Raw genomic sequence first — 19634 nt, 5'->3', positions numbered from 1 at the left:
AAAATTAAGACCAACAACTAGTTGAAGTAATAGACGAGAGTATTTAACACTTAATTAAGTAAATTTTTTGAGACCTGACGAAACTTGCTAAATCAATCTAGCTTTCTTTCAATAAATTTTGGTTATCTTTGGTCAAATTTAAGGGGTATTGCAGATATTTTTGTTATAAACTCAAAAACTAACGCTAAAGAAAACATTACAAGGCACTCAAGATTGAGAAAAGAGAAAGCATATATTCAAAGGCCTCGCTTACCTTGAAGCTGTGAGGGAAATTTAAGTTACTACCTTCTCAATCTCCCCAATTTCAATAGCTTCTCTAATTTCCCTCGCTATCCTTCTCCCGGTGCTCATCGGTTCATCGTATTTAAGCCATGTGTACGGGGAGCCGTGCACAAAGGGATTAGTTCCGGCAACTATTCTAGCCGATATCTCAAATACGACGAACTCCATCTCTGGAGTGAAAACTCCCTCAAGGCAGAACGGGCCCCACAGTCCGCCCATTAGGTCCTCAGCAGCTTTAACTGTTCTCTCCCCGGCCTCGATGACGTCCATGAGCAGGCTCTCTCTTAGGACTATTGGGATGTTGCCTATGACGGTGTACGTTATGTCAATGCTAAGGTCGAGCTGGTCTTTGGCTGGGATCCTACCTATGGCATCAACGTTGCTCTCGTACCTCCTGTCTATGCTCATGAGCTCTAGCTCCTTCCTAACCTTGGAGTAGAAGTAGTGGGGGTAAACAGGAATTCCAACTACGTACTCCTGTATTTGAACCTCCTTAAGTTGCTCCTTATCCCTTATTCCAAGGAACTTCTCGGCCTTAGCCCAGAAGTCCTGGGGATCTTTGGCGAGGAAATAGCCTTTTCCACCCTTCGCGCCGTGGGGCTTTACTATAACTGGCTTGTCGATATCATCTGGGTCATCGTAAACCTTGGGCAGTCTTAGTTTGGCCTTTTCGAGCCACTTCCTTTCTAAACTCCTATCACTCTCCCACCTCAGGACTTTCTTGTTGCCGAAGTAGGGAACCTTCATCCTCTCAACGAGCTCAATTCCGAGGTGTGCAACGAAGGAGCCCGTTGGAATCACTATCGCATTTAACTCGATCAGCTTTTCCTCTGGGTAGGTGTCTTCTATGAAGTAGTCGGCAACAGGGAAGTATTTAGTGTACAACGATTTAACCCTAGATTTCCCAAATGCTATAGTCTCAAATCTCTCATCCTTGGCTCCTTTCAGGATCTGGAGAGCTGAATGAGATGCGTAAGTCGCTATCCTCACCATATCTTTCACCTTCCTTTAGTCAAAATCATGTAAAATTAACCCCATTTTTAAATGTTATTTTTACACGCTCTTATCAGCAGGCAGTGTTCTGTAGACGGTCCAAACATTTATAAATAATATGGACTATTGACAGAACATGATTAAAAAGGAAGTTTGGGGGAGGATAATTAAGGATAACCTTGAGCGTCACGTTGAGCTTATTGAGAGGGATGTAGAAGTTAAATTCCCAAGAACGCCACGGGCTATCTCATTAATCGGGCCAAGAAGAGTCGGTAAAACGTATATCTCATGTTCCAAATTATGGAGCACCTAATTTCCAGTGGGCTACCAAAAGAGAGAACTGTTTACGTGGACTTTGAAGATCCTAGGTTGCTCGGCGTGGAGGTCAAAGACCTCTTAACGTTTCTTGATGTTTACTATGAAATGTTCCCGGAGAACACCAGGGAAGAATGTTACTTCTTTCTTGACGAAGTTCAAAATGTTCCTGGCTGGGAAAGATTCGTTAGGTTTCTTCTCGAGAGGAATCAGCGTGTTATAGTTTCTGGTTCTTCCTCAAAGCTTCTCTCAAAGGAAATAGCGACCTCCTTAAGGGGAAGAAGTCTAAGTGTGAGAGTTTATCCGTTCTCCTTCAGGGAAATCCTTAAGGCGTAAAGCCCACCGTAATATCAAAAGCCTTGGTATTGGGATAGGCAAGGCGACCGTTGCCAATTACCTCGAGTATCTCTCGGATTCAATGATTTTCTATCCCCTGAGACCCTACGTAAAGTCGTACAAGTTGCAGGAAAAGATGGGTTTTAAGCCCTACCTCGTAGATAATGGGCTACTTAAGGTTATGGGGGTTGAAGATGATGGCAGGCTTCTCGAAAACTTGATCTTTACTGAGCTAATAAAGAGGGGACACGAACCGAATGAAGATCTTTTCTACTATGTAACTAGAAATGGGAAGGAAGTTGATTTTCTCATTAAAGGGAAAGAGCTCATTCAAGTTACGGCAGAGCTTCATGAGAAAAACTATGAAAGAGAAATCAAGGGGCTAATTGAAGCGAGCAAGGAGCTAGGAATCAAAAAGTTGATAGTGGTAACTTTGGAGCAGGATGAGATTTTGAATGTAAGGGGAAGGGAAGTAGTTGTAATAAGCTTGAGGAAATGGCTCTTAGTTTGATAACCGACCTATCAAATTTAAAAACTCGGTGCTTAGGGAAATTCGGTGATGGGAATGAAGAAAGTGGGTGCAATAGCTTTGATCCTGCTAATGTTCCTGGGACTTGGATGCATAAGCTCCCAGGAACAACAAACCCCAAGAACTCTAACGGTTTACGCCTATGATAGCCTTGAATACTGGCTCAAGGAAGTAATTCCCGAGTTTGAGAAGGAGTACAACGTCAAAGTTAACCTTGTCTTGGTGGGAAGTACTGGAGAGTTAGTTAACAGGCTCATCCTTGAGAAGGACAATCCTCAGGCTGACGTTGTGGTTGGAATTGACAACACCTTCATGGCAAAGGCAATAAAAGCTGGGGTCCTTGAGAAGTTTAGGCCAAAGAACTTCGACGTAATAAGGAAAGATATATTGGAGTACTTCCCCGCGGATGACTATTTAACTCCGTTCGACTACGGTTTTCTTGCCTTCAACTACAGGACTGACATGATAGATGAGCCACCGAAGAGCCTAGATGACCTGATAAAGCCTGAGTGGAAGGGCAAGATAATAATTGAAGACCCCAGGACTAGCTCTCCCGGCTTAGCATTTATGCTGTGGACAATCGCAGTTTACGGGAATTCCTGGCTTGAGTATTGGGCAAGGCTCAGGGACAACGTTCAGATAGTTAAGGGCTGGAGTGCCGCTTGGGAGGCCTTCAGCAAGGGTGAGTATCCGGTGGTACTCAGCTATGCCACTTCCCCGGCAGCCGTTGTGTACTACGACAACAAGACGAACGTTAAGGCAGTTCAGTTCAGGAGGGGCAACTTCATCCAGGTGGAGGGTGCTGGAATAGTTAAGGGAACGAAAAACAGGGATCTCGCCGAGAAGTTCATAGAGTTCCTCATAAGTGAGAAGGCCCAGGAAAAGCTACCAACGACCCAGTGGATGTACCCGGTAAACAAGAACGTCAAGCTCCCAGAGGTTTATAAGTACGCTCTCAATGTTACCAAGCCGATCTCCCTCGATCCTGGGCTCGTCATGGAGAACCTTGACAAGTGGCTGAAGCAGTGGACTGCCGTCGTCGTTGAGGGCAAAACTCCCCAAGAGGCAATTAAGGAAGGATGACGTAGTTTTCTACCCTTATCCTAACCTTCTTTTTCTTGGGATCGAACCTAGAGAGCTTCTCTTCGGCTATAATCTCGACCCCATGAATCCTAAGTTTAATTCTCACCCTCCCGGGGAGTAGCTCGTAGTCAACAACTTCAGCTTCAACACCATCACCCATTTCAACGCTTTCTGGCCTGAAGAATACCTTTACCTTTCCATCTTTTGGAGTTTTGAAGCAGAGCTCGCCTAAACAGGCCTTTCCGTTCTCCGCGTACAGCTCCAGAATGTTCCCAGTCCCCAGGAACTTGGCTACAAACTCCGTCTTTGGCCTCATGTAGAGCTCTAAAGGTTCATTCACCTGCTCTATCCTCCCAAGGTTCATCACTGCTATTCTGTCGCTTATTGCCATGGCCTCCTCTTGGTCGTGGGTGACGTACACGGTTGTTATCCCTAGATTCCTCTGAATCCTCCTTATCTCCCCCCTAAGCCTCTCCCTCACCTTGGCATCTAGGTTGCTCAACGGCTCGTCAAGCAATAAAACGTCCGGCTCTATAACCAAGGCCCTGGCCAAGGCCACCCTCTGCTGCTGTCCCCCAGAGAGCTGCTCTGGATACCTGTTCTCGAACCCTTCGAGGCCGACGAGCTTGAGGGCCCACCTCACCCTCTTCTCTATCTCGTTCCTGGGGAGCTTCCTCATCTCCAGTCCAAATGCTACGTTCTTGAACACTGTTAGGTGAGGAAAGAGGGCGTAGTCCTGAAACACCATCCCTATGTTCCTCTCGTACGGTTTCTTCTCGGTTACATCATTTTCATCGAAGAGAACTCTTCCAGAATCTGGCCTTTCAAGCCCAGCGATGATTCTGAGGGTTGTGGTCTTTCCGCACCCGCTTGGCCCTAGAAGGGTCATCAGCTCCCCGTCCCTAACCTTTAAGTTAACGCTTAGCGTGAATTCATCGTACCTCTTAATTACATCCCTTAACTCAATGCTCACCATACCTCCTCCCCCATCCTCTCTATGAGGGCGAAGCTAACGCCGGAAATTGCCATGAGAACAACGGCTAGGGCTAATGCAGGGCCGAACTGCCTTGAGGAAATGAACTTGTATATTGCCAACGTGAGGGTCGTGTATTCTGGTCTAGCGAGCATGTACGTCGTTGCGAGCTCGGCTATGCTCATTGCAAAGGCGAAGATGGCTCCGACTATTATTCCTTTTGATGCTAAGGGCAACTCTACCTTAAGGAATGCCCTCTCCTCATTAGCCCCCAGGGTTAGAGCAGCTTCGTACAGGTTCTGCTTTATCTTGACGAGGGCTGAGCTCACGGCCCTCAGGACGAAGGGATAAGCAACTATTGAGTGAGCCAAGGCCACTATCACCCAGCTTCCGTAAAGCGGGGTTCTCCTGAAGATTAGGAGGTATCCCAGACCAAGTATCACCGGAGAGCTGGCTAGAGGCAGGGTAGCAAGTGCATCCGCGATGACTTTGCCTTTGAATCTCCATTTAACGAGGGAGTAGCTCAAAGGTAATGCAATCAAAGTTGATATCACTACAGTTAAAACTCCGAAGAAGATTGAATTCGCTATAGTTCTGAGCACAGTAGTCCCGAACATTGGGTTGTACTCTTGGGAGAAGGCTCTCCTATACATCTCCAGGCTGAAGCTTCCGGTATAGAAGAGGGAATCATAAACCACTGCAATAAGTGGTCCGAGGATGAGAATAGACACCAGCAAGAAGTAGGGAACAACCCACAGGGCCGTTCTTAAGGTTATTCTCTCCGGCTTTCTCATGACCTTCTGCTCCTCCCTCTTAGCGTAGAGCTGTAGGGCCTTGAGGTAGAGGTACATGAACACTAAGCTCAGCAGTATTTGAAGTAAAGCTAAGGAAGAAGCCGTCTTGAAGTCGAGCATTATTATTGCAGATGTGAATATGTCGACTTCTAGCGTAGCGTACCTGTAGCCTCCGAGGATCAGGGGAATTGAGAAGCTCATAAAGGAGAATGTGAAGGTTAGAAGGGCTGAGGCAAGTATCCCGGGCATGATAAGGGGCAGAGTTACCTTCCTGAATAGCGTGAAGCCTCTAGCTCCGAGAGTCATTGCGACCTCTTCATAACTTGGGTTCACTCTCTCTATTAGAGCTGAAACCATCCTAACTACCACTGGAAAGTTGTAGAACGCGTGGGCGAGAACTATGGCCTTCCAGGAGTACAGGATGTTTAATTCCCCAAAAGGCCCACCCTTCCCAAATAGGAGTATAAAACCCAGGGCCACCATTACGCTGGGCATCACGAAAGGAATCGTCATTACCGCTTTCAGGACTCTCTTCCCAGGAAAGTCGTACTTCCCAAAGATGTAGGCCCCAGGAAGACCTATGGCGAGGGTCAGAAGAGTTGATGCTAGGGCTTGGGCGAATGTGAAGGATATCACCCTCTTATGGTAAGAATCTGAGAGAATTTGAAATATAGCCTTGGGATCAAAGCCCAAACCTATGATCGAGAGCAGAGGGAGGTAGAAGAAGGTAAGCAGGAACGCAAAGGCCGGAAGTGCTAGGATAATCCTTCTCATGATTCAAGGTCAGTGTTCCTTTTTAAAGCGTTTCTAATGGCTAACAACTCCAACCTCCCCTGGGGTCTTATTACTCCGTTTGGCGGATCAACAAACAGAACGTTCTTCCTCACAAGCTCTCTTACCGGCTCTGATATTTTGCCGTCAAATGGGATGGATTCTTTACTTAAGAACTCCCTCAGGACATCAGCAATGCCTGGCATATCTATAATACTGTTTATCATCTGGGTTCTAATCCTAAGTTGCTTCTCGCACCATTCCTTCAATCTCTCTCTGTGTTTAACTGCTTCAATGAGGTAAACTGGCTTGCCTCCAAAATAGCTCCAAACGAACTCTGCTTCCTCATCTTCAAGTCCCAATTCTTTCAGAAACTTGAGTGTAGTGGTTTTATCTAGATCATCGACTAGGAAGTAGTCAGCTCTTCCGTAGAGCATTGCCTCTCCATATATCTTCTCAAGGAACAGGCTGTCGGATGTTATTACGAATACGTGGGCCAAATGCAACTCCTTCGTTAGCCTTATGAAGAAGTTAAAGAGGCTGTAGATAAAGGGCCCATCAACTTTCAAATCTCCAATAACTTGTAATTCATCGAGAATTAAAATTGGAATTTTACCTTTTTCTTTTAGGCTATTGAAGTAACCTTCGAGGAACACAAAGGGATCTTCCTCGTATTTGAGAAGCTTTCTCAGGATGCTCTCCGGTACAGGAATGCCTCTATAAGCCAAACCACTTTTTATGATCTCGGATATTATCTCGGCCATGGATTCCTTTTTAATGCTAAACATGACATTTATAAACTCTTCATATGTTGGGATGAACCTCCCCCTTAGGTTTATAGAAAAGGCTACATACTTATCAGAAAGTCTGCCAATAAATTCATCCATCAGTGTAGTTTTTCCGGAATTTATTGGTCCATAGACAAAAATTATCATGTTTGGCTCATATGTGATCAAATTCATAAGCTCCTTAAGCTCCCTCTCCCTGTCGAAGAACATCTTTCTCCCCCATATTTAAGATGCACGGGAAAATTAAAGCTTAACTATCCTTGCAGCCGAAAACTTCAATTCCGGAGTTCCGGCCTTATTTAATGCATCGTTAGTCAGAACATTTGCATCGAAGTGAAAGGGAACCACTATTACACCTTCCTTCACGTTGGCTATCTTCGCCTTCAGGATTAAGCTACCCCTCCTGGTTTCAACCTTAACTAGATCTCCATCCCTTATTCCGTATTTCTTGGCATCTTCTCTGCTTATGTAAACCACGGGCTCGCTCATCAGTCTCACGAGGGATGGACTTCTCAGTGTCATCTCTCCAGTGTTGTAGTGGCTTATCACCCTGACCGTAGTCAATATCAGCGGATACTCTCCGTTGGGAGTTTCCCAGGGCATTATCTGTTCCACAGCGTACATCCTCGCTTTGCCATCTGGCGTTGAGAACTGGATTGTGTGTAACCTCCTGTAAGGAATTATTATCCCCTCTGAGTTCTTTAACTCTTCAGCACTTCTTCCCTCAAGCTCTGGAAACATCTTGAAGTACTCCTCCGTTATCTCCTCGACTCTTGAGTAGTTGAAGCCCGGCAATCCTAGGGCTTTGCCAAGCTCGCTCAGGATTACCCAGTCAGGCTTTACTTCCCCTGGGGGATCGCAAACCTTAGAGCTCCACTGAATCCTCCTTTCACTGTTCATGTAGCTCCCTTCCTTCTCGCAGAAAGCTGCTGCTGGAAGAACGTAGTGGGCAAATCTAGCTGTTCTCGTGAGGAATATGTCCTGAACTACAAGTAGGTCAAGCTTCGTTAGGGCTTTCCTGACCTTTAAGACGTTGGCCTCGCTCACGGCCGGATTCTCTCCAACTATGTAGAGGGCCTTAACTTCGCCTTCAAGTATGGCATCCCAGAGCTCTGTCAGGTAGAGCCCCCTCTCCGTTGGGAGGTCTTCAACCCCCCAAAGCCTAGCAACCCTCTTCCTGAAATTCTCATCGTTTAAGGGTATGTACCCCGGGAGGAATTCACTCAGGGCCCCCATATAAGCGGCTCCCTGAACGTTGTTCTGGCCCCTCATTGGGTAAAGGCCGCCTTTGTCCCCTATATATCCCAGGAGGAGGGCTATGTCTATTACTGCGAGAACGTTCTCCACCCCAGAAACGTGCTGCGTTAGGCCCATGCCCCACATTATTGCCCCACTTCCAGCCTTTGCAAAGATCCTTGCCACCTCCCTTATTAGCCTGGAATCAACACCAGTAACCTTCTCCGCGTACTCAGGGGTATACTTCTTAACACCCATCTTGACCTCCGAGAACCCGGTAGTTCTCGTCTTAACGAAGTCCTTGTCGTACAGGTCCTCAGATATTATGACGTTCATTATTGCATTTGCAAGTGTTATGTCCGTTCCGGGCTTGATGATAATCTTGTAGTCCGCGAGCCTCATGGTCGTGGTTCCCCTCACGTCGACAACTATTATCTTCGCCCCCTTCTTCTTCGCCTTCAGGATGTAGTCCATGACGACGGGGTGGGTTTCGGCCGGATTGTAGCCCCAAATGAGTATGGCCCTAACGTTCTCCAGGTCGGAGTAGGGATTGGTTTGGGCTCCGGTTCCAAGCGTCATTTTCAAAGCGTGAACACTGGCTTCATGGCACAAACGGGCACAGTTATCGATGTTGTTCGTTCCAAAAAGCCTAGCGATCTTTTGGAGGAGGTAGTTTTCCTCATTTGACACCTTCGAAGAAGCGATAAATGCAATGGCATCCGGGCCGTAATTCTCCCTTATCTCGAGGAGCTTCGATGAAATCTCCCTTATGGCCTCATTCCAGCCTATTCTAACGAAGTCATCACCCACTCTCTTTAAGGGATACTTGAGCCTGTCCTTGGAGAGTACGAACTCCAGAGCATGCAGTCCCTTCGGGCAGAGCTTCCCTCTATTGGGCTCTCCCTTGTAGGGAGTTACCTTTAGGGTTTTAGGATTGATGAGGAGGTTACAGCCAAAGCCACAGTAAGGACAAACCACCTTTATCACGCTACCACCAATAAACATGAATAAGTTAAAAATATAAAGATTTTTGGTCAAAATTGACCAGTTTATGTTAAACTAATTGGGCAAGTTAACTGGACAGCAATTTATAAAAAGGTGTTCGATATACTGGACAACTATGAGGGAAGAACTCGCAAAGATCTTGGTGGAGTGGCAAGAGAGCTGGACACCAGAGTTAATCGAGAGGGACTTTGACTTCTCTCTCATCCCCAAGAGGCCCAGAAAGGTAATAACTTTCGCTGGTTGTAGGAGGGTCGGAAAGACGTACCTGATGTTCCAGCTTATTAATGAACTTTCAAGGGTAGTTCCTAGGGAGAGGATATTCTACATAAATTTTGAAGATGAAAGGCTGGAGAAAAATATTGGGACTCTAACAGACTTAATCCCCACAATTGAGGAGCTCTATGGCAAGGAGGAGGAGCTGTATCTTTTTCTAGATGAAATCCAGAACATCCCCAACTGGGATTCCTGGGTTAGGAGGGTTTATGACTCGCGAAAGGATATAAGGCTCTTTTTGAGCGGATCCTCATCAAAATTGTCGAGTAGGGAGATTCCGACCTCCCTACGTGGAAGGGCTTTAACGTTTGAGGTGTTCCCTCTGAACTTTGGGGAGTTCCTAAGATTTAAAGGGTTCGATATTCCTGAGAAAATCGAATTCAGCTCAAAGAAGCCAATACTTTTGAACTTACTAAGGGAGTACGTCCTCTACGGAGGCTTTCCCGAAGTTGTCTTGGCTGAGAATGTTAGGATCAAGCGATTAATCGTTCGGGATTATTTCAACACGATAATAGCCTTGGACGTTGTGGAAAGGTACTCCATAAGGAACCCAGAGGACCTTAGAGCGTTCATTAGGCTCCTCCTGAATTCCGAATATACAAGCCTTGGCAAAGCTGTTAAGGCTTTAAAGAGCAGTGGATACTCGATTTCAAAGTCGACACTCTCCAATTACCTCAGATACCTTGAAGAAGTATATTTCGTGTTTCCACTCGAAGTGTACTCTCCAAACAGGATGAAGTATCCTAAAAAGGTCTATTTTGTAGATACATCCTTCTTGACCTTCCTAAGCGTAAGGTTCAGCGGGAACTTTGGTAGGTTGATGGAGAATGCTGTTTTCATTGAGCTCAGGAGGAGAGGGGAGGAAATAAACTACGCCTCGGGAGATAACTGGGAGGTTGACTTCGTGCTACCGGAAAAGGAAACTCTCATTCAGGTCAGCTACGATGTAACCAGTCCAGAAACTTTTGAACGGGAGGTGAGGGCATTAAAGAAGGCATCTGCGGAGCTCGGATTCAGAAATGCAAAGCTCATAACTTGGGATAGGGATGGGAGGATAGAGAAAGGAGGCGTTGAGATCGAGCTTATCCCCCTCTGGAAGTTCCTGCTTGAATATTATCTTTCAGAAAGAAAAGCTCCTTTGATTTCATAAGGGTTCCCAGCACTTCAGAAAATGCTGTGAGGTTGTGGCTTATTATTGCGTGCAGCTCTCTCCCACTCTTGAGAAGCCCAAATTGCCTCAAGTGTATTTGACTTCCCAACTTTGGGCTCTCCTATGAAGATGCTAATAATTTTGCAATCAAGGTCAAGCTTCTTAATCGACTTAAAATTCTCAATCTCAAGCTCCCTTATCATGATTACTCCCAAAAATAATTTGCTAGGGGTATATCACGTTTTTCTGAATAAAAGAAGAGTCAGAGAGCCTTCTTCAGGAAGTACTCATGAACCCTTGTGTCATCTGTTAGCTCTGGGTGGAACTCCAAGCCTATGATATTGTCCTGCTCAACGCCAACAACCCTGTCCTCAAGCCACGCTAAGGGCTTCACTTTGTCGCTAAGCAACTCAAGTATCCTGGGAGCCCTTATGAAGACTCCTATGAAAGGCTCATCGTCAAAGGCAAGCTTCACAGGTGCCTCAAAGCTGTCCACCTGCCTTCCGTAGGCGTTTCTGTTTACCTTCACGTCGAGAACCTCTAAGAATTTCTGCTCGGGAGTTGCCCCAACTACCTCCTTGGACAGCATTATTAACCCTGCACAGGTTCCCATCACTGGCAGTCCATTTTCAATCAGCTTCTTTACGGGCTCGAAGAGGCCGGTTTTCTGCATGAGCCTTGAGATCGTAGTGCTCTCCCCTCCCGGGATTATTATCGCACTAATGCCTTCGAGCTGTTCAGGCTTCCTGAGCCAAATGACGTCACCGGAAACGCCAAGGCTTTCCATAGCCCTCTTCGTTGCCTCTATATGCTCACTGACATCTCCCTGCAATCCTATAACTCCTACCTTCATCCTAAAACCTCCAAAAAGAAAGGAGAATTAAGGACTAAACACCCCTCTCCTCCATCCTTACCTCGAGTTCCGCTATATCCTGGCCTCTCATTGGCTCTCCTATCTCCCTGCTTATCTCCGCAAGGACATCTGGCTCGTCCCAGTGGTTAACGGCTTCAACTATTGCCCTCGCCATCGCTGGTGGATTTGAGCTCTTGAAGATTCCTGAACCTACGAACACTCCGTCCATTCCCATTGCCATCATCAAGGCTGCGTCAGCCGGAGTAGCTACTCCACCAGCGGCGAAGTTAACGACTGGTAGCCTGCCGAGCTTCTTGATCTCGAGTAGGATCTTATAGAGTCCCTCTACTATCTCCCTGTACGTGAAGCCTTCGTAAATTGGCTCGTTCTCTAGAACCCTCTTTGGAAGGCCACTTATCTCTTTGACACTGAATGCAAGCCTCAGGTAGGGCTCGGCAAACTTTTCGGCGACTCCGTAAATTTCTTCATCCGTCATCCTCTGAATGAGCTTTATGTTCTCGTTCACCAGCCTTACGTGCCTTACCGCCTCTATTATGTTTCCAGTTCCCGCCTCTCCCTTGGTTCTTATCATCGCAGCTCCTTCCCAGATCCTCCTAACTGCCTCACCAAGGTTCCTCGCACCGCAAACGAATGGGACTGTGAACTTCTTCTTGTAGATGTGGAAGAACGGGTCTGCTGGGGTTAGAACTTCGCTCTCATCAATCATGTCAACTCCCAATGCCTCGAGAATCCTTGCTTCAGCTTCATGTCCAATTCTTACCTTGGCCATAACGGGGATCGTTACTGCATCCATTATCTCCTGAATCTTCTCCACGGGAGCCATCCTCGCAACTCCGCCGGCCTTCCTTATGTCTGCAGGAACCTTGTGGAGGGCCATAACTGAAACCGCTCCGGCCTCCTCAGCAATCCTTGCCTGCTCGGCATTTGTAACGTCCATGATGACTCCGCCTTTCACCATCTTTGCAAAGCCCCTCTTCAGCCTCTCAGTCCCTTTCTCCATTATCACCTTCAGCTTGTCCATACAAATCACCTCAAGTCTAAGCTTTCAATGCATATCAAGTTAAAACTTGCATATAAAGATTGCCGTTAACTGAAGGTGACTACAAAAAGGAGAAGGGTCAGAGCTTGGAAAGAATCTCTTGGGCAGCTTTTCTGCCGCTTAAGAACATTCCACCGAAGATTGGACCCATTCTGGGGGCTCCACTCACGGCATTGGCTGCCATTCCGGTAACGTACAGTCCTGGGTACACTTCTCTGGTATTCTCTACCGTTAGCTTCTCACCCTGATCTGCCCACATTGGGCCTTCCCCAGGAATTCTCTCTATCAACCCCCTCTTGAGGAGGAACTGAGTTATCTGGGCTCCGTGTCCCGTTGAATCTATTACATACTTTGCCTCTACTGTCAGAGGATCAACGTGAAGTCCCGTCATGTGAATTGGAGTCCAGTTAATCACTATACCAGAAACCCTGTTGTTCTTCACAACCAGATCTTCAACCTCGATCATGTTGAATATCTTAACCCCCGCTTTCACGACCTTGCTGGCTATGGTTGTTGCCACTTCAATAGCGTCAGCCACGTAGTAGCCTTCTTCAAACTTCTCGTACCTTATTCCAAATTCGTCGAGAATCTCTTTAGCTTCTTCCTGAACCACGATCTTGTTGAAGCCCATTGCACCTCCCCAGATCCCTCCACCTATTGAGAGCTTCTTCTCGAAGATCGCTACCTTGGCTCCTCCCTTCGCCAAGTAATATGCGGCAACCATTCCCGAGGGGCCGGCCCCAACTATGGCAACGTCGAGCTCGAGATTGTTGAGTAGATCCTTGAAGTAGCTCTCGATTATAGCCCTGCTAATTATCACGTCCCTCAGCATGGACATCCCCGCAAAAACTTGGTTTTGCAATATAAAAACATTGTTATAACAAGGTATTATGGTGCCCTGGGTATATTGAGGGTCGAGAGGACGTAAGCTATCTCCTCGGGCCTGTTAGTCGAAAAAGAGACAGATATTCCTTTCTTTCTCGTTATGAGTACGCACGCCTTGGCTGGAAGCGTGAGGTGGAGTAAGCCGGAACAGCTCATCCAGCCTTCCTTTACGGAGTAACTTTTTATTTCACCTATTTTAATAGTCTTCCTAACCAGAAGACCAAGCCTTCCCCTTATCTTTATTTCTTCATGGGTTATTCTGATGTTGAGGGCTGAAATGTCCCATATTATTGCGAACACTATTATCGCTTCTATGCTAACTATCTTGACAGCTGGCGGGTTGTTTCTAACGGCAAAGAGGACTATCAGGATTGGGGCAAATAGTATTGCCAAGAATAAGTTATACTTACTGCTCTGCACGGTTTCCTCGTACAGCATGAAATCTCCTTCATAAAACTCCTATTTGTGAGTTTCGATTCCTTCCACTTTAGCGTTCAACCTTTTTAAGATCCCTGTAAGGTTCTTTAGATATTCCCTAAATTTCTCGTTATCGGTTAGCAGGGTGTAGCTCTCTGGGAACTCTTCCTCCAAAATTCTCCTGAACTCCTCTCCGGCTTTCCTTAAGTTCAGGAATTCTAGGAAGTACCAATCAACGAAGTCCCTAGTTTCCCTTATAATTGCCTCAACGTCCGTTATCCCAGGAATTATCGGGCTAATAAAAGCGTAGTTCTTTATCCCCTCCTCATGCAGAACCTTCAGCGCGTTGATTCTTGCCTTTTGGATGGGTGTTAGGGGCTCAAAAAGTCTCTTCTCTCTCCCCTCGAAGGAATTCACTGTAAGTCCAACCTCTACCCTGGGAAATAGCCTTAGTACATCTACATCCCTGACAACCAATGGTGATTTAGTCAGGATCATGAGCTCGTTTCTCTTGTCCATGAACCTAAGAACGTTCCTCGTAAGTTTGAGCTTGGCCTCTATCGGCTGGTATGGATCGCTTACAGAGGACATTAGAACAGTACCTTTAACCCTCTTCCTCGCCAGATCAGGTGCATTAACCTTAACTTCAGCCCATGTTCCCCAGGGTTCTTCCCTTTTAACTATTTCCTTGGCATAGCAGTACTTACAGGCAAATTGGCAGCCACCGTACTGATTAACGCTCCACTCTATCCCAGGAATTTTTGACCTAAATTTTTGACCTAGTATACAGTGTCTTTACCTTTTTCCTGATTATCTTGATCAACTTTCAAGCCCTCCAAGGTTAAGTTAAAAACCTTTCTAAAAATTTTTAAGGCATTGCGAACACACTTTTGGCGGGTTTTCATGGTTCCAGGTGTTAGGGTTAAAATAGATGAAAAGGTTGAACCTAAAAAAGCTGTTCTCTTTGGCCTTCAGCATGTCCTTGCAATGTTCGGAGCTACAGTGACGGTGCCTTTAGTTGTCGGAACTGCAGTCGGTCTTTCAAAGCACGAGATAGCTTTGATGATTCAGGCGGTTCTCTTGGCCATGGGCATTGCAACCCTGCTCCAGACCACGATAGGCTCGAGGTATCCGATAGTTCAGGGATCGAGCTTCGCCTTCATCCCTGGGCTCATAAGCATAGGAAACAGCCTTGGCATGGCGGCAACTCAAGGGGCCCTGATAGTCGGAGGAATTATTGAGGCCTTAGTTGGTGGCCTCGGCATAGTGGGGAAGGTGAAGAAGCTCTTCACACCGCTCGTCACGGGAGTTACGATAATGCTGATAGGATTCTCCCTGGCAGACGTTGCAGTCAAGTACTTCTTCAACTACTACGCAGATCCTTCAGGGGCAAGCATCCCTAAGGCTACCTTAGTTGCCCTAATAACCTTCGCGACAACGATCTACATAGCCTTAAAGGCTAGGGGAGCTTTAAGGGCAATGCCTGTTATAGTTGGGGCATTTGTTGGTTATATCGTAAGCATCCCACTGGGGCTTACGAACTTCCAGCTAGTTCACGAGCTTCCCGCTATAAGTGTTCCAAAGCTGTTTCCATGGGGAACTCCTGTGTTCGATGCAACAGCAATAATAACACTGCTCTTCGCGTTCATGGTGAGCATAATAGAGAGCGTTGGTGATTACCATGCTATCTCCGCTATAGCAGAGGCCCCAATCACTAATAGGCACATAAACAGGGGGATAATGAGTGAGGGAATTGCCTGTTCGATAGCTGGTATTCTTGGAGCCTGTGGTACAACGAGCTACTCCGAGAACATTGGATTAGTTGCCTTGACTAAGGTAGCTAGTAGGTATGTAGTTCAGATCGGTGGTTTGATTCTAATCGTCATTGCGATGTTTCCTAAGTTTGCCGGGATTTTAGCATCGATGCCCGCTCCGGTATTGGGTGGATTAACGCTGGCCTTGTATGGAATGATCAGCGTGACTGGCCTAAGGCTAATTAAGGAAAAGGTTGAACTCGATGACAGGAATACATTGATACTTGCCGCGGCCTTAATAGCCGGACTTGGTGCACCCCAGCTACCTCCAGAGTTCCTCGAGCACTTCCCTAGGATAATCGCAAGTATACTAGAATCTGGAATGGCGGTTGGTGCTATTACGGCGATAGTTTTAGATCAACTGCTGAGGTGATAATATGATTGAGGATAAGAGGTGGGAGAAGGTTTACTCCTTTGAGGATTCCCCATTTATTATGGAGATACTGACTCAGCTTAGGGATAAGAACACGGACAGCATAGCCTTTAGGAAGGGTCTAGTCAAGCTTGGAAGGTACATGGCCTATGAAATTACGAAAACAATGGAGACTGAGACCGTGAAGATCGAAACTCCACTCGAGGAGACTGAGGGAATAATAGTTAAAGACAGGAGAAATGTAGTGATAGTCACAGTTCTCAGAGCCGCAATTCCGTTAATGGAAGGATTAATTAAGGTATTCGAGCACGCAAGGGTTGGAATTGTGTCAGCCGTAAGGGGCAAGGCTCCGAAGTTTGAAATTGAGATGGATTACGTGAAGGTACCTCAGATAAAGCCTGAAGATACTGTAATAGTCGCCGATCCCATGATAGCTACGGGTTCAACTTTAACGAAAGTCCTCGAAGAAGTCAAAAAGTACGGTGAGCCAAAGAGGACTATAATCGTTGGTGTTCTCGCAGCACCGGAGGGAATTACAAAGATAAAGAGCAAGTTCCCTGACGTTGAGATATTTGTAGCAAAGATAGATAGAGAATTAGATGACAAGGGCTACATCCTGCCAGGTCTTGGAGATGCAGGTGACAGAGCATTCGGTGAGCCCCTGAAGCTAACTACCCTTCCCCAGGTTCACTATATCGAGTGACCTCAACCCATGTTGAGTGAAATGCTGAGCCCTTCCCGTACTTTTCTACCTTCTTATCAGTTGTTAGGAAGTTGACGTTCCATCCAAGTATTGAAGGCCAAAAGGCTTTGTACAGCAAAACCACCCCCTGGGGAACATCCTCTGTGAGCTTTACCGTTGTTACTATATCTCCTACCTCATTGAAGACTTTTACCTTATCCCCATCTTTAAGTCCCCTTTCATAGGCATCCTTGGGGTTCATGTAGAGATATGGGTCTATCATTCCGTGAGTGTTGTGATATTGACTTGTTATGGTCATCCTGTGGGTGGGACTTAGGAGCCTTAATGGGTAATTCCCTGAGTATTTCTTGTACTGGGGGAATGGGGTTAGCCCCCTTCTAACGGCTCTTTGAGAATAGAATTCTATCTTTCCGCTTGGTGTATTCCACTTCCTAGGCCTTTCAGGGATTTTAACGAATCCTCTCTTTTTTAGTTCTTCCCAGCTGATCCCATTGTCCGCGAGAACTCTCTTTATCACGGCTTCATCGCTCTCATATAAATACCTGTTCTTTATGACTAGTGCCTTAGCTATTAACCTAGTTACCTCGCTGTTGCTCTTCCCTGGTCCCTTTGCGACCGGCTCATTTAGTAGAACGTACCTGTGATAGTAGGAGTCCACTATATCAAGCCTTTCAAAGAAAGTGTTGGCCGGTAAGACTACGTCCGAGTATAGAGCTGTATCGGTCAGAAATATATCATGGGTAACTATGAATACGTCGCTTTTCTTGATCGCCCTTCTCAGCCTGTTCTGGTTTGGATAACTCGCTAAGGGGTTAGTGTTGTAGATATAGAGGAATTTAACCTTGCCATCTTCGATAGCCTCAGCGAGCTCCATTTGAGGTATTCGATTTTCAGGCTTAGTTCTCAGGAATTTCGCCTGGGCGTAGCTCTTGTCTATTGTCTTCATATCATAGATAAATCCAAATTTATGGCCAACCAAAGCTGGAAGGATTGCAATTGCCCTTACCGCTTCCCCTCCTGCTAATGAGCGTTGGAAGCCATAACCTATATGAATTATCCCTTTCTTCTCAGCGAATTCCCTCGCAAACTCTTCAATTTTCTCAACGCTAAGCCCTGTTTCCTGGGCCACGTAATCCAATGATAATGTTTTTACATAATTCATGAATTCTTTAAATCTATAGACTTTGTTCCTAACGAACTTCTTATCGTACAACCCATCCTCGATAATCACCTTTGCCACTCCAAGGGCAAAAAGAACATCTGTATCGGGCCTTATCTGGAAGAATTTATCACTCCTCTTAGCTGTTTCTGTTCTTACGACATCAACCGTCCAGATTTCGAGCCCATACTTTTTCGCTAACATGAAACCGTGCAAGTTCGTCCAGAAGGCGTTAATTCCCCAGTAAACTATTAACCTATTCTCCCTTAACTTTTCTGGATCAATTCCTACTGCCGTTCCATAAATATCTTTTAGGGCTTCTTGTCCAGCCCTGTCGCAGATTGCCCCATCTATTGTTGAAGCATTTAGGTAGTGGAATAATCTCATGGGAAAGTAATAGCTCACAACTCCTCTATCTCCCGCATATTTGTAAACGAGTACAGAATAACTTCCATGCTCCCTTATAATGCTATTAATGTTCTCTGCAATGATATTTAGTGCCTCTTTCCAGCTTGCCTCCCTAAACTCTCCACTTCCCTTCTTCCCTTCGAGGATTAATGGTTTCTTTAGCCTGTCCTTAGAATGGAACCACTTGGGTAGTAATGCCCCCTTTGGACAGAGAAATCCTCGCGTTATTGGATGTTCTGGATTTCCCCTAACAGTGAGTCTGCCGTTCTTAAATTCTGAGATTATCGAACATGTATCATAGCAATCTCTCATGCAAGCTGAAAACAACTTCACTCCCTCTCAACTTTATATCTAACTACATACCTTCCCTCTTCAAAGTCTTCCTCGCTCTCAATTATTTCAACTGGCTTAATTTTTAATCCGAAATCAATAGCCTCCCAGGCTATATCATCAAAGTAATCATACAATCCACATGTTTTGCAGAATGTGCCCTTGAACTCTATTATAACTTCATCTTCTTTCACTTTGAGTATTTTAGCTTGGGCCTCGCTTCCATGCCACTTATTGAATTCTTTAATTACATAATCAAGTTTTTCCATAATTAGTCACCTCCAATGTAGTCCAAGGTTTCATCGATGAAGTCTTCAAATGCTTCATCACTCACTTCCTCTAGCCTAAAGGTAAATTCATCTCCAAGGTACCATCTAACCGCAACCTTTCCCTTATTAGTTTCAACTATAACAAGCCCAAAAGGCATGTCCCCTGCCCAATGGTGCCTATGAAAGGTGATTTCATGTCCTTTCTCCTTTAACTTCTTCAACACGAATTCTACGGCCTCCTCGGGCCCACCATTTATTTTCGCAAATCCTATTGTTGGCATTTCATTCACCTTTGGTTCGAATTTTCAATCATATTGATTTATTATTCGAATGCTTAAATGCTTTTCGAATGTTTTCTATGGGGTATTCCTCGCCCGTTAAACTATCGATTATTGAACTCTTAGTAATCCAGAAGACTTTGTAAGCTTTTTCCCATCTTATGACCTCAACTCTAGGATACCACCAAGAGATTATTCTCGAATTTCCCCATATTATTGCTGTTTCAATAGCCTTTTGTTTTGCTTCCTCGAAATCAACTAAGTACTCCATAATAGTGTTTTCCGGAACTTCCCATTCTTCAGTTTCAATGAATAATGTCCCTCTCTCCGCCCCGAACCTGTAAGCATCAATATAAGCGAAATAATCAAATATTTTGTCCTTCATCTTTAGACGTTTGTAAAATAAACGCAGGTGAAATATCCAATATGGATAAAGTATGAAATTGTCATCACTTTCTGGTCTGAATATAGGTCTCATAACCTTTACTTTTATCAAGTTTTCACCCCCTTATAATACTTCACGTTTTACAAATTCACTTAACATTTATAAGATAGAA

21 protein-coding genes and 1 pseudogene are annotated in these 19634 nt (G+C 45.5%); 7 read left to right on the top strand and 15 right to left on the bottom strand.

The genetic code is table 11. The features are described from left to right. Positions 1-273: 273 nt before the first annotated feature. The gene (locus A3L04_RS07205) at positions 274-1275 is read right to left on the bottom strand and encodes a formate--phosphoribosylaminoimidazolecarboxamide ligase (RefSeq protein ID WP_068578302.1); all 1002 of its coding nucleotides are present in this window, start codon (positions 1273-1275) and stop codon (positions 274-276) included. A 136-nt stretch (positions 1276-1411) separates the two neighbouring features. Here A3L04_RS07205 and A3L04_RS11295 point away from each other — a divergent pair, with 136 nt between their 5' ends. From A3L04_RS11295 to A3L04_RS07195, 4 genes are all read left to right on the top strand, one after another. Next, positions 1412-1588, top strand: coding sequence for a hypothetical protein (locus A3L04_RS11295; RefSeq protein WP_231963771.1), 177 nt, complete (start codon positions 1412-1414; stop codon positions 1586-1588). After that, entirely contained in the window at positions 1576-1926 is a 351-nt protein-coding gene (locus A3L04_RS11290; RefSeq protein WP_231963770.1) for an ATP-binding protein, read from the top strand. The genes A3L04_RS11295 and A3L04_RS11290 overlap by 13 nt, the downstream gene beginning before the upstream one ends. A gap of 82 nt (positions 1927-2008) precedes the next feature. Then, positions 2009-2437 (top strand): ATP-binding protein, encoded by a 429-nt coding sequence (locus A3L04_RS11285; RefSeq protein WP_449353739.1) that lies wholly within the window; start codon positions 2009-2011, stop codon positions 2435-2437. A 54-nt stretch (positions 2438-2491) separates the two neighbouring features. Next, positions 2492-3538 carry a thiamine ABC transporter substrate-binding protein gene (locus tag A3L04_RS07195; RefSeq protein ID WP_068578300.1) on the top strand — a complete coding sequence of 349 codons (1047 nt, stop codon included), beginning with the start codon at positions 2492-2494 and terminating at the stop codon, positions 3536-3538. On the opposite strand, the gene A3L04_RS07190 is transcribed toward A3L04_RS07195, so the two are convergent. Genes A3L04_RS07190 through fdhF form a run of 4 tightly spaced genes read right to left on the bottom strand, consistent with a single transcriptional unit; the run spans position 3525 to position 9105 of the window. Beyond that, positions 3525-4514 (bottom strand): ABC transporter ATP-binding protein, encoded by a 990-nt coding sequence (locus tag A3L04_RS07190; RefSeq protein WP_068578298.1) that lies wholly within the window; start codon positions 4512-4514, stop codon positions 3525-3527. The genes A3L04_RS07195 and A3L04_RS07190 overlap by 14 nt on opposite strands. Continuing rightward, positions 4508-6079 carry an ABC transporter permease gene (locus tag A3L04_RS07185; protein WP_068578297.1) on the bottom strand — a complete coding sequence of 524 codons (1572 nt, stop codon included), beginning with the start codon at positions 6077-6079 and terminating at the stop codon, positions 4508-4510. The genes A3L04_RS07190 and A3L04_RS07185 overlap by 7 nt, the downstream gene beginning before the upstream one ends. Beyond that, entirely contained in the window at positions 6076-7074 is a 999-nt protein-coding gene (locus tag A3L04_RS07180; RefSeq protein ID WP_068578295.1) for an ATP-binding protein, read from the bottom strand. The genes A3L04_RS07185 and A3L04_RS07180 overlap by 4 nt, the downstream gene beginning before the upstream one ends. A 33-nt stretch (positions 7075-7107) precedes the next feature. Next, on the bottom strand, positions 7108-9105 hold the full coding sequence (gene fdhF, locus A3L04_RS07175; protein ID WP_068579597.1) for a formate dehydrogenase subunit alpha: 1998 nt from the start codon (positions 9103-9105) through the stop codon (positions 7108-7110). Positions 9106-9220: 115 nt separating this feature from the next. On the opposite strand from fdhF, the gene A3L04_RS07170 reads away from it, so the two are divergent. After that, entirely contained in the window at positions 9221-10528 is a 1308-nt protein-coding gene (locus A3L04_RS07170) for an ATP-binding protein (RefSeq protein ID WP_068578293.1), read from the top strand. Between the two features lie 14 nt (positions 10529-10542). On the opposite strand, the gene A3L04_RS07165 is transcribed toward A3L04_RS07170, so the two are convergent. The 6 genes and pseudogenes from A3L04_RS07165 to A3L04_RS07140 all read right to left on the bottom strand — a co-directional run bounded on the left by A3L04_RS07165 (position 10543) and on the right by A3L04_RS07140 (position 14563). After that, entirely contained in the window at positions 10543-10731 is a 189-nt protein-coding gene (locus A3L04_RS07165; protein ID WP_068578292.1) for an AAA family ATPase, read from the bottom strand. 59 nt (positions 10732-10790) lie between these two features. After that, positions 10791-11381, bottom strand: a complete 591-nt coding sequence (pdxT, locus tag A3L04_RS07160; protein WP_068578289.1) for a pyridoxal 5'-phosphate synthase glutaminase subunit PdxT — start codon at positions 11379-11381, stop codon at positions 10791-10793. A 34-nt stretch (positions 11382-11415) separates the two neighbouring features. After that, on the bottom strand, positions 11416-12423 hold the full coding sequence (gene pdxS / locus A3L04_RS07155) for a pyridoxal 5'-phosphate synthase lyase subunit PdxS (protein ID WP_068578288.1): 1008 nt from the start codon (positions 12421-12423) through the stop codon (positions 11416-11418). A 97-nt stretch (positions 12424-12520) separates the two neighbouring features. Beyond that, positions 12521-13273: a sulfide-dependent adenosine diphosphate thiazole synthase gene (locus A3L04_RS07150; RefSeq protein ID WP_068578286.1), complete on the bottom strand. Its 753-nt coding sequence runs from the start codon at positions 13271-13273 to the stop codon at positions 12521-12523. 56 nt (positions 13274-13329) lie between these two features. Next, positions 13330-13764: a hypothetical protein gene (locus tag A3L04_RS07145; protein ID WP_068578284.1), complete on the bottom strand. Its 435-nt coding sequence runs from the start codon at positions 13762-13764 to the stop codon at positions 13330-13332. 21 nt (positions 13765-13785) lie between these two features. After that, positions 13786-14563 (bottom strand): annotated as a pseudogene (locus A3L04_RS07140) (radical SAM protein). Positions 14564-14646: 83 nt separating this feature from the next. Between A3L04_RS07140 and A3L04_RS07135 the strand changes: the two are divergent. Next, positions 14647-15930: a uracil-xanthine permease family protein gene (locus A3L04_RS07135; RefSeq protein WP_068578282.1), complete on the top strand. Its 1284-nt coding sequence runs from the start codon at positions 14647-14649 to the stop codon at positions 15928-15930. A 4-nt stretch (positions 15931-15934) separates the two neighbouring features. After that, positions 15935-16633: a uracil phosphoribosyltransferase gene (upp, locus tag A3L04_RS07130; RefSeq protein ID WP_068578280.1), complete on the top strand. Its 699-nt coding sequence runs from the start codon at positions 15935-15937 to the stop codon at positions 16631-16633. On the opposite strand, the gene A3L04_RS07125 is transcribed toward upp, so the two are convergent. From A3L04_RS07125 to A3L04_RS07110, 4 genes are read right to left on the bottom strand one after another with little or no spacing between them, the layout of a single operon-like run. After that, complete coding sequence (locus A3L04_RS07125) at positions 16602-18512, bottom strand: molybdopterin-dependent oxidoreductase (protein ID WP_172799791.1); 1911 nt, start codon at positions 18510-18512, stop codon at positions 16602-16604. The two genes, upp and A3L04_RS07125, sit on opposite strands and share 32 nt — an antisense overlap. Before the next feature lie 17 nt (positions 18513-18529). Then, a complete protein-coding gene (locus tag A3L04_RS07120; RefSeq protein WP_068578276.1) occupies positions 18530-18799 on the bottom strand; it encodes a hypothetical protein in 270 nt (89 codons plus the stop codon). Between the two features lie 2 nt (positions 18800-18801). Next, the gene (locus A3L04_RS07115) at positions 18802-19080 is read right to left on the bottom strand and encodes a hypothetical protein (RefSeq protein ID WP_068578274.1); all 279 of its coding nucleotides are present in this window, start codon (positions 19078-19080) and stop codon (positions 18802-18804) included. A gap of 28 nt (positions 19081-19108) precedes the next feature. After that, positions 19109-19570, bottom strand: coding sequence for a hypothetical protein (locus tag A3L04_RS07110; RefSeq protein WP_068579594.1), 462 nt, complete (start codon positions 19568-19570; stop codon positions 19109-19111). Positions 19571-19634: the final 64 nt, after the last annotated feature.

This window comes from Thermococcus chitonophagus (genome assembly GCF_002214605.1).
In the GTDB taxonomy this organism is placed as follows: domain Archaea; phylum Methanobacteriota_B; class Thermococci; order Thermococcales; family Thermococcaceae; genus Pyrococcus; species Pyrococcus chitonophagus.
The sequence above is the reverse complement of the archived record's forward strand: the minus strand, read 5'-3'. Positions and strand labels throughout refer to the sequence as shown.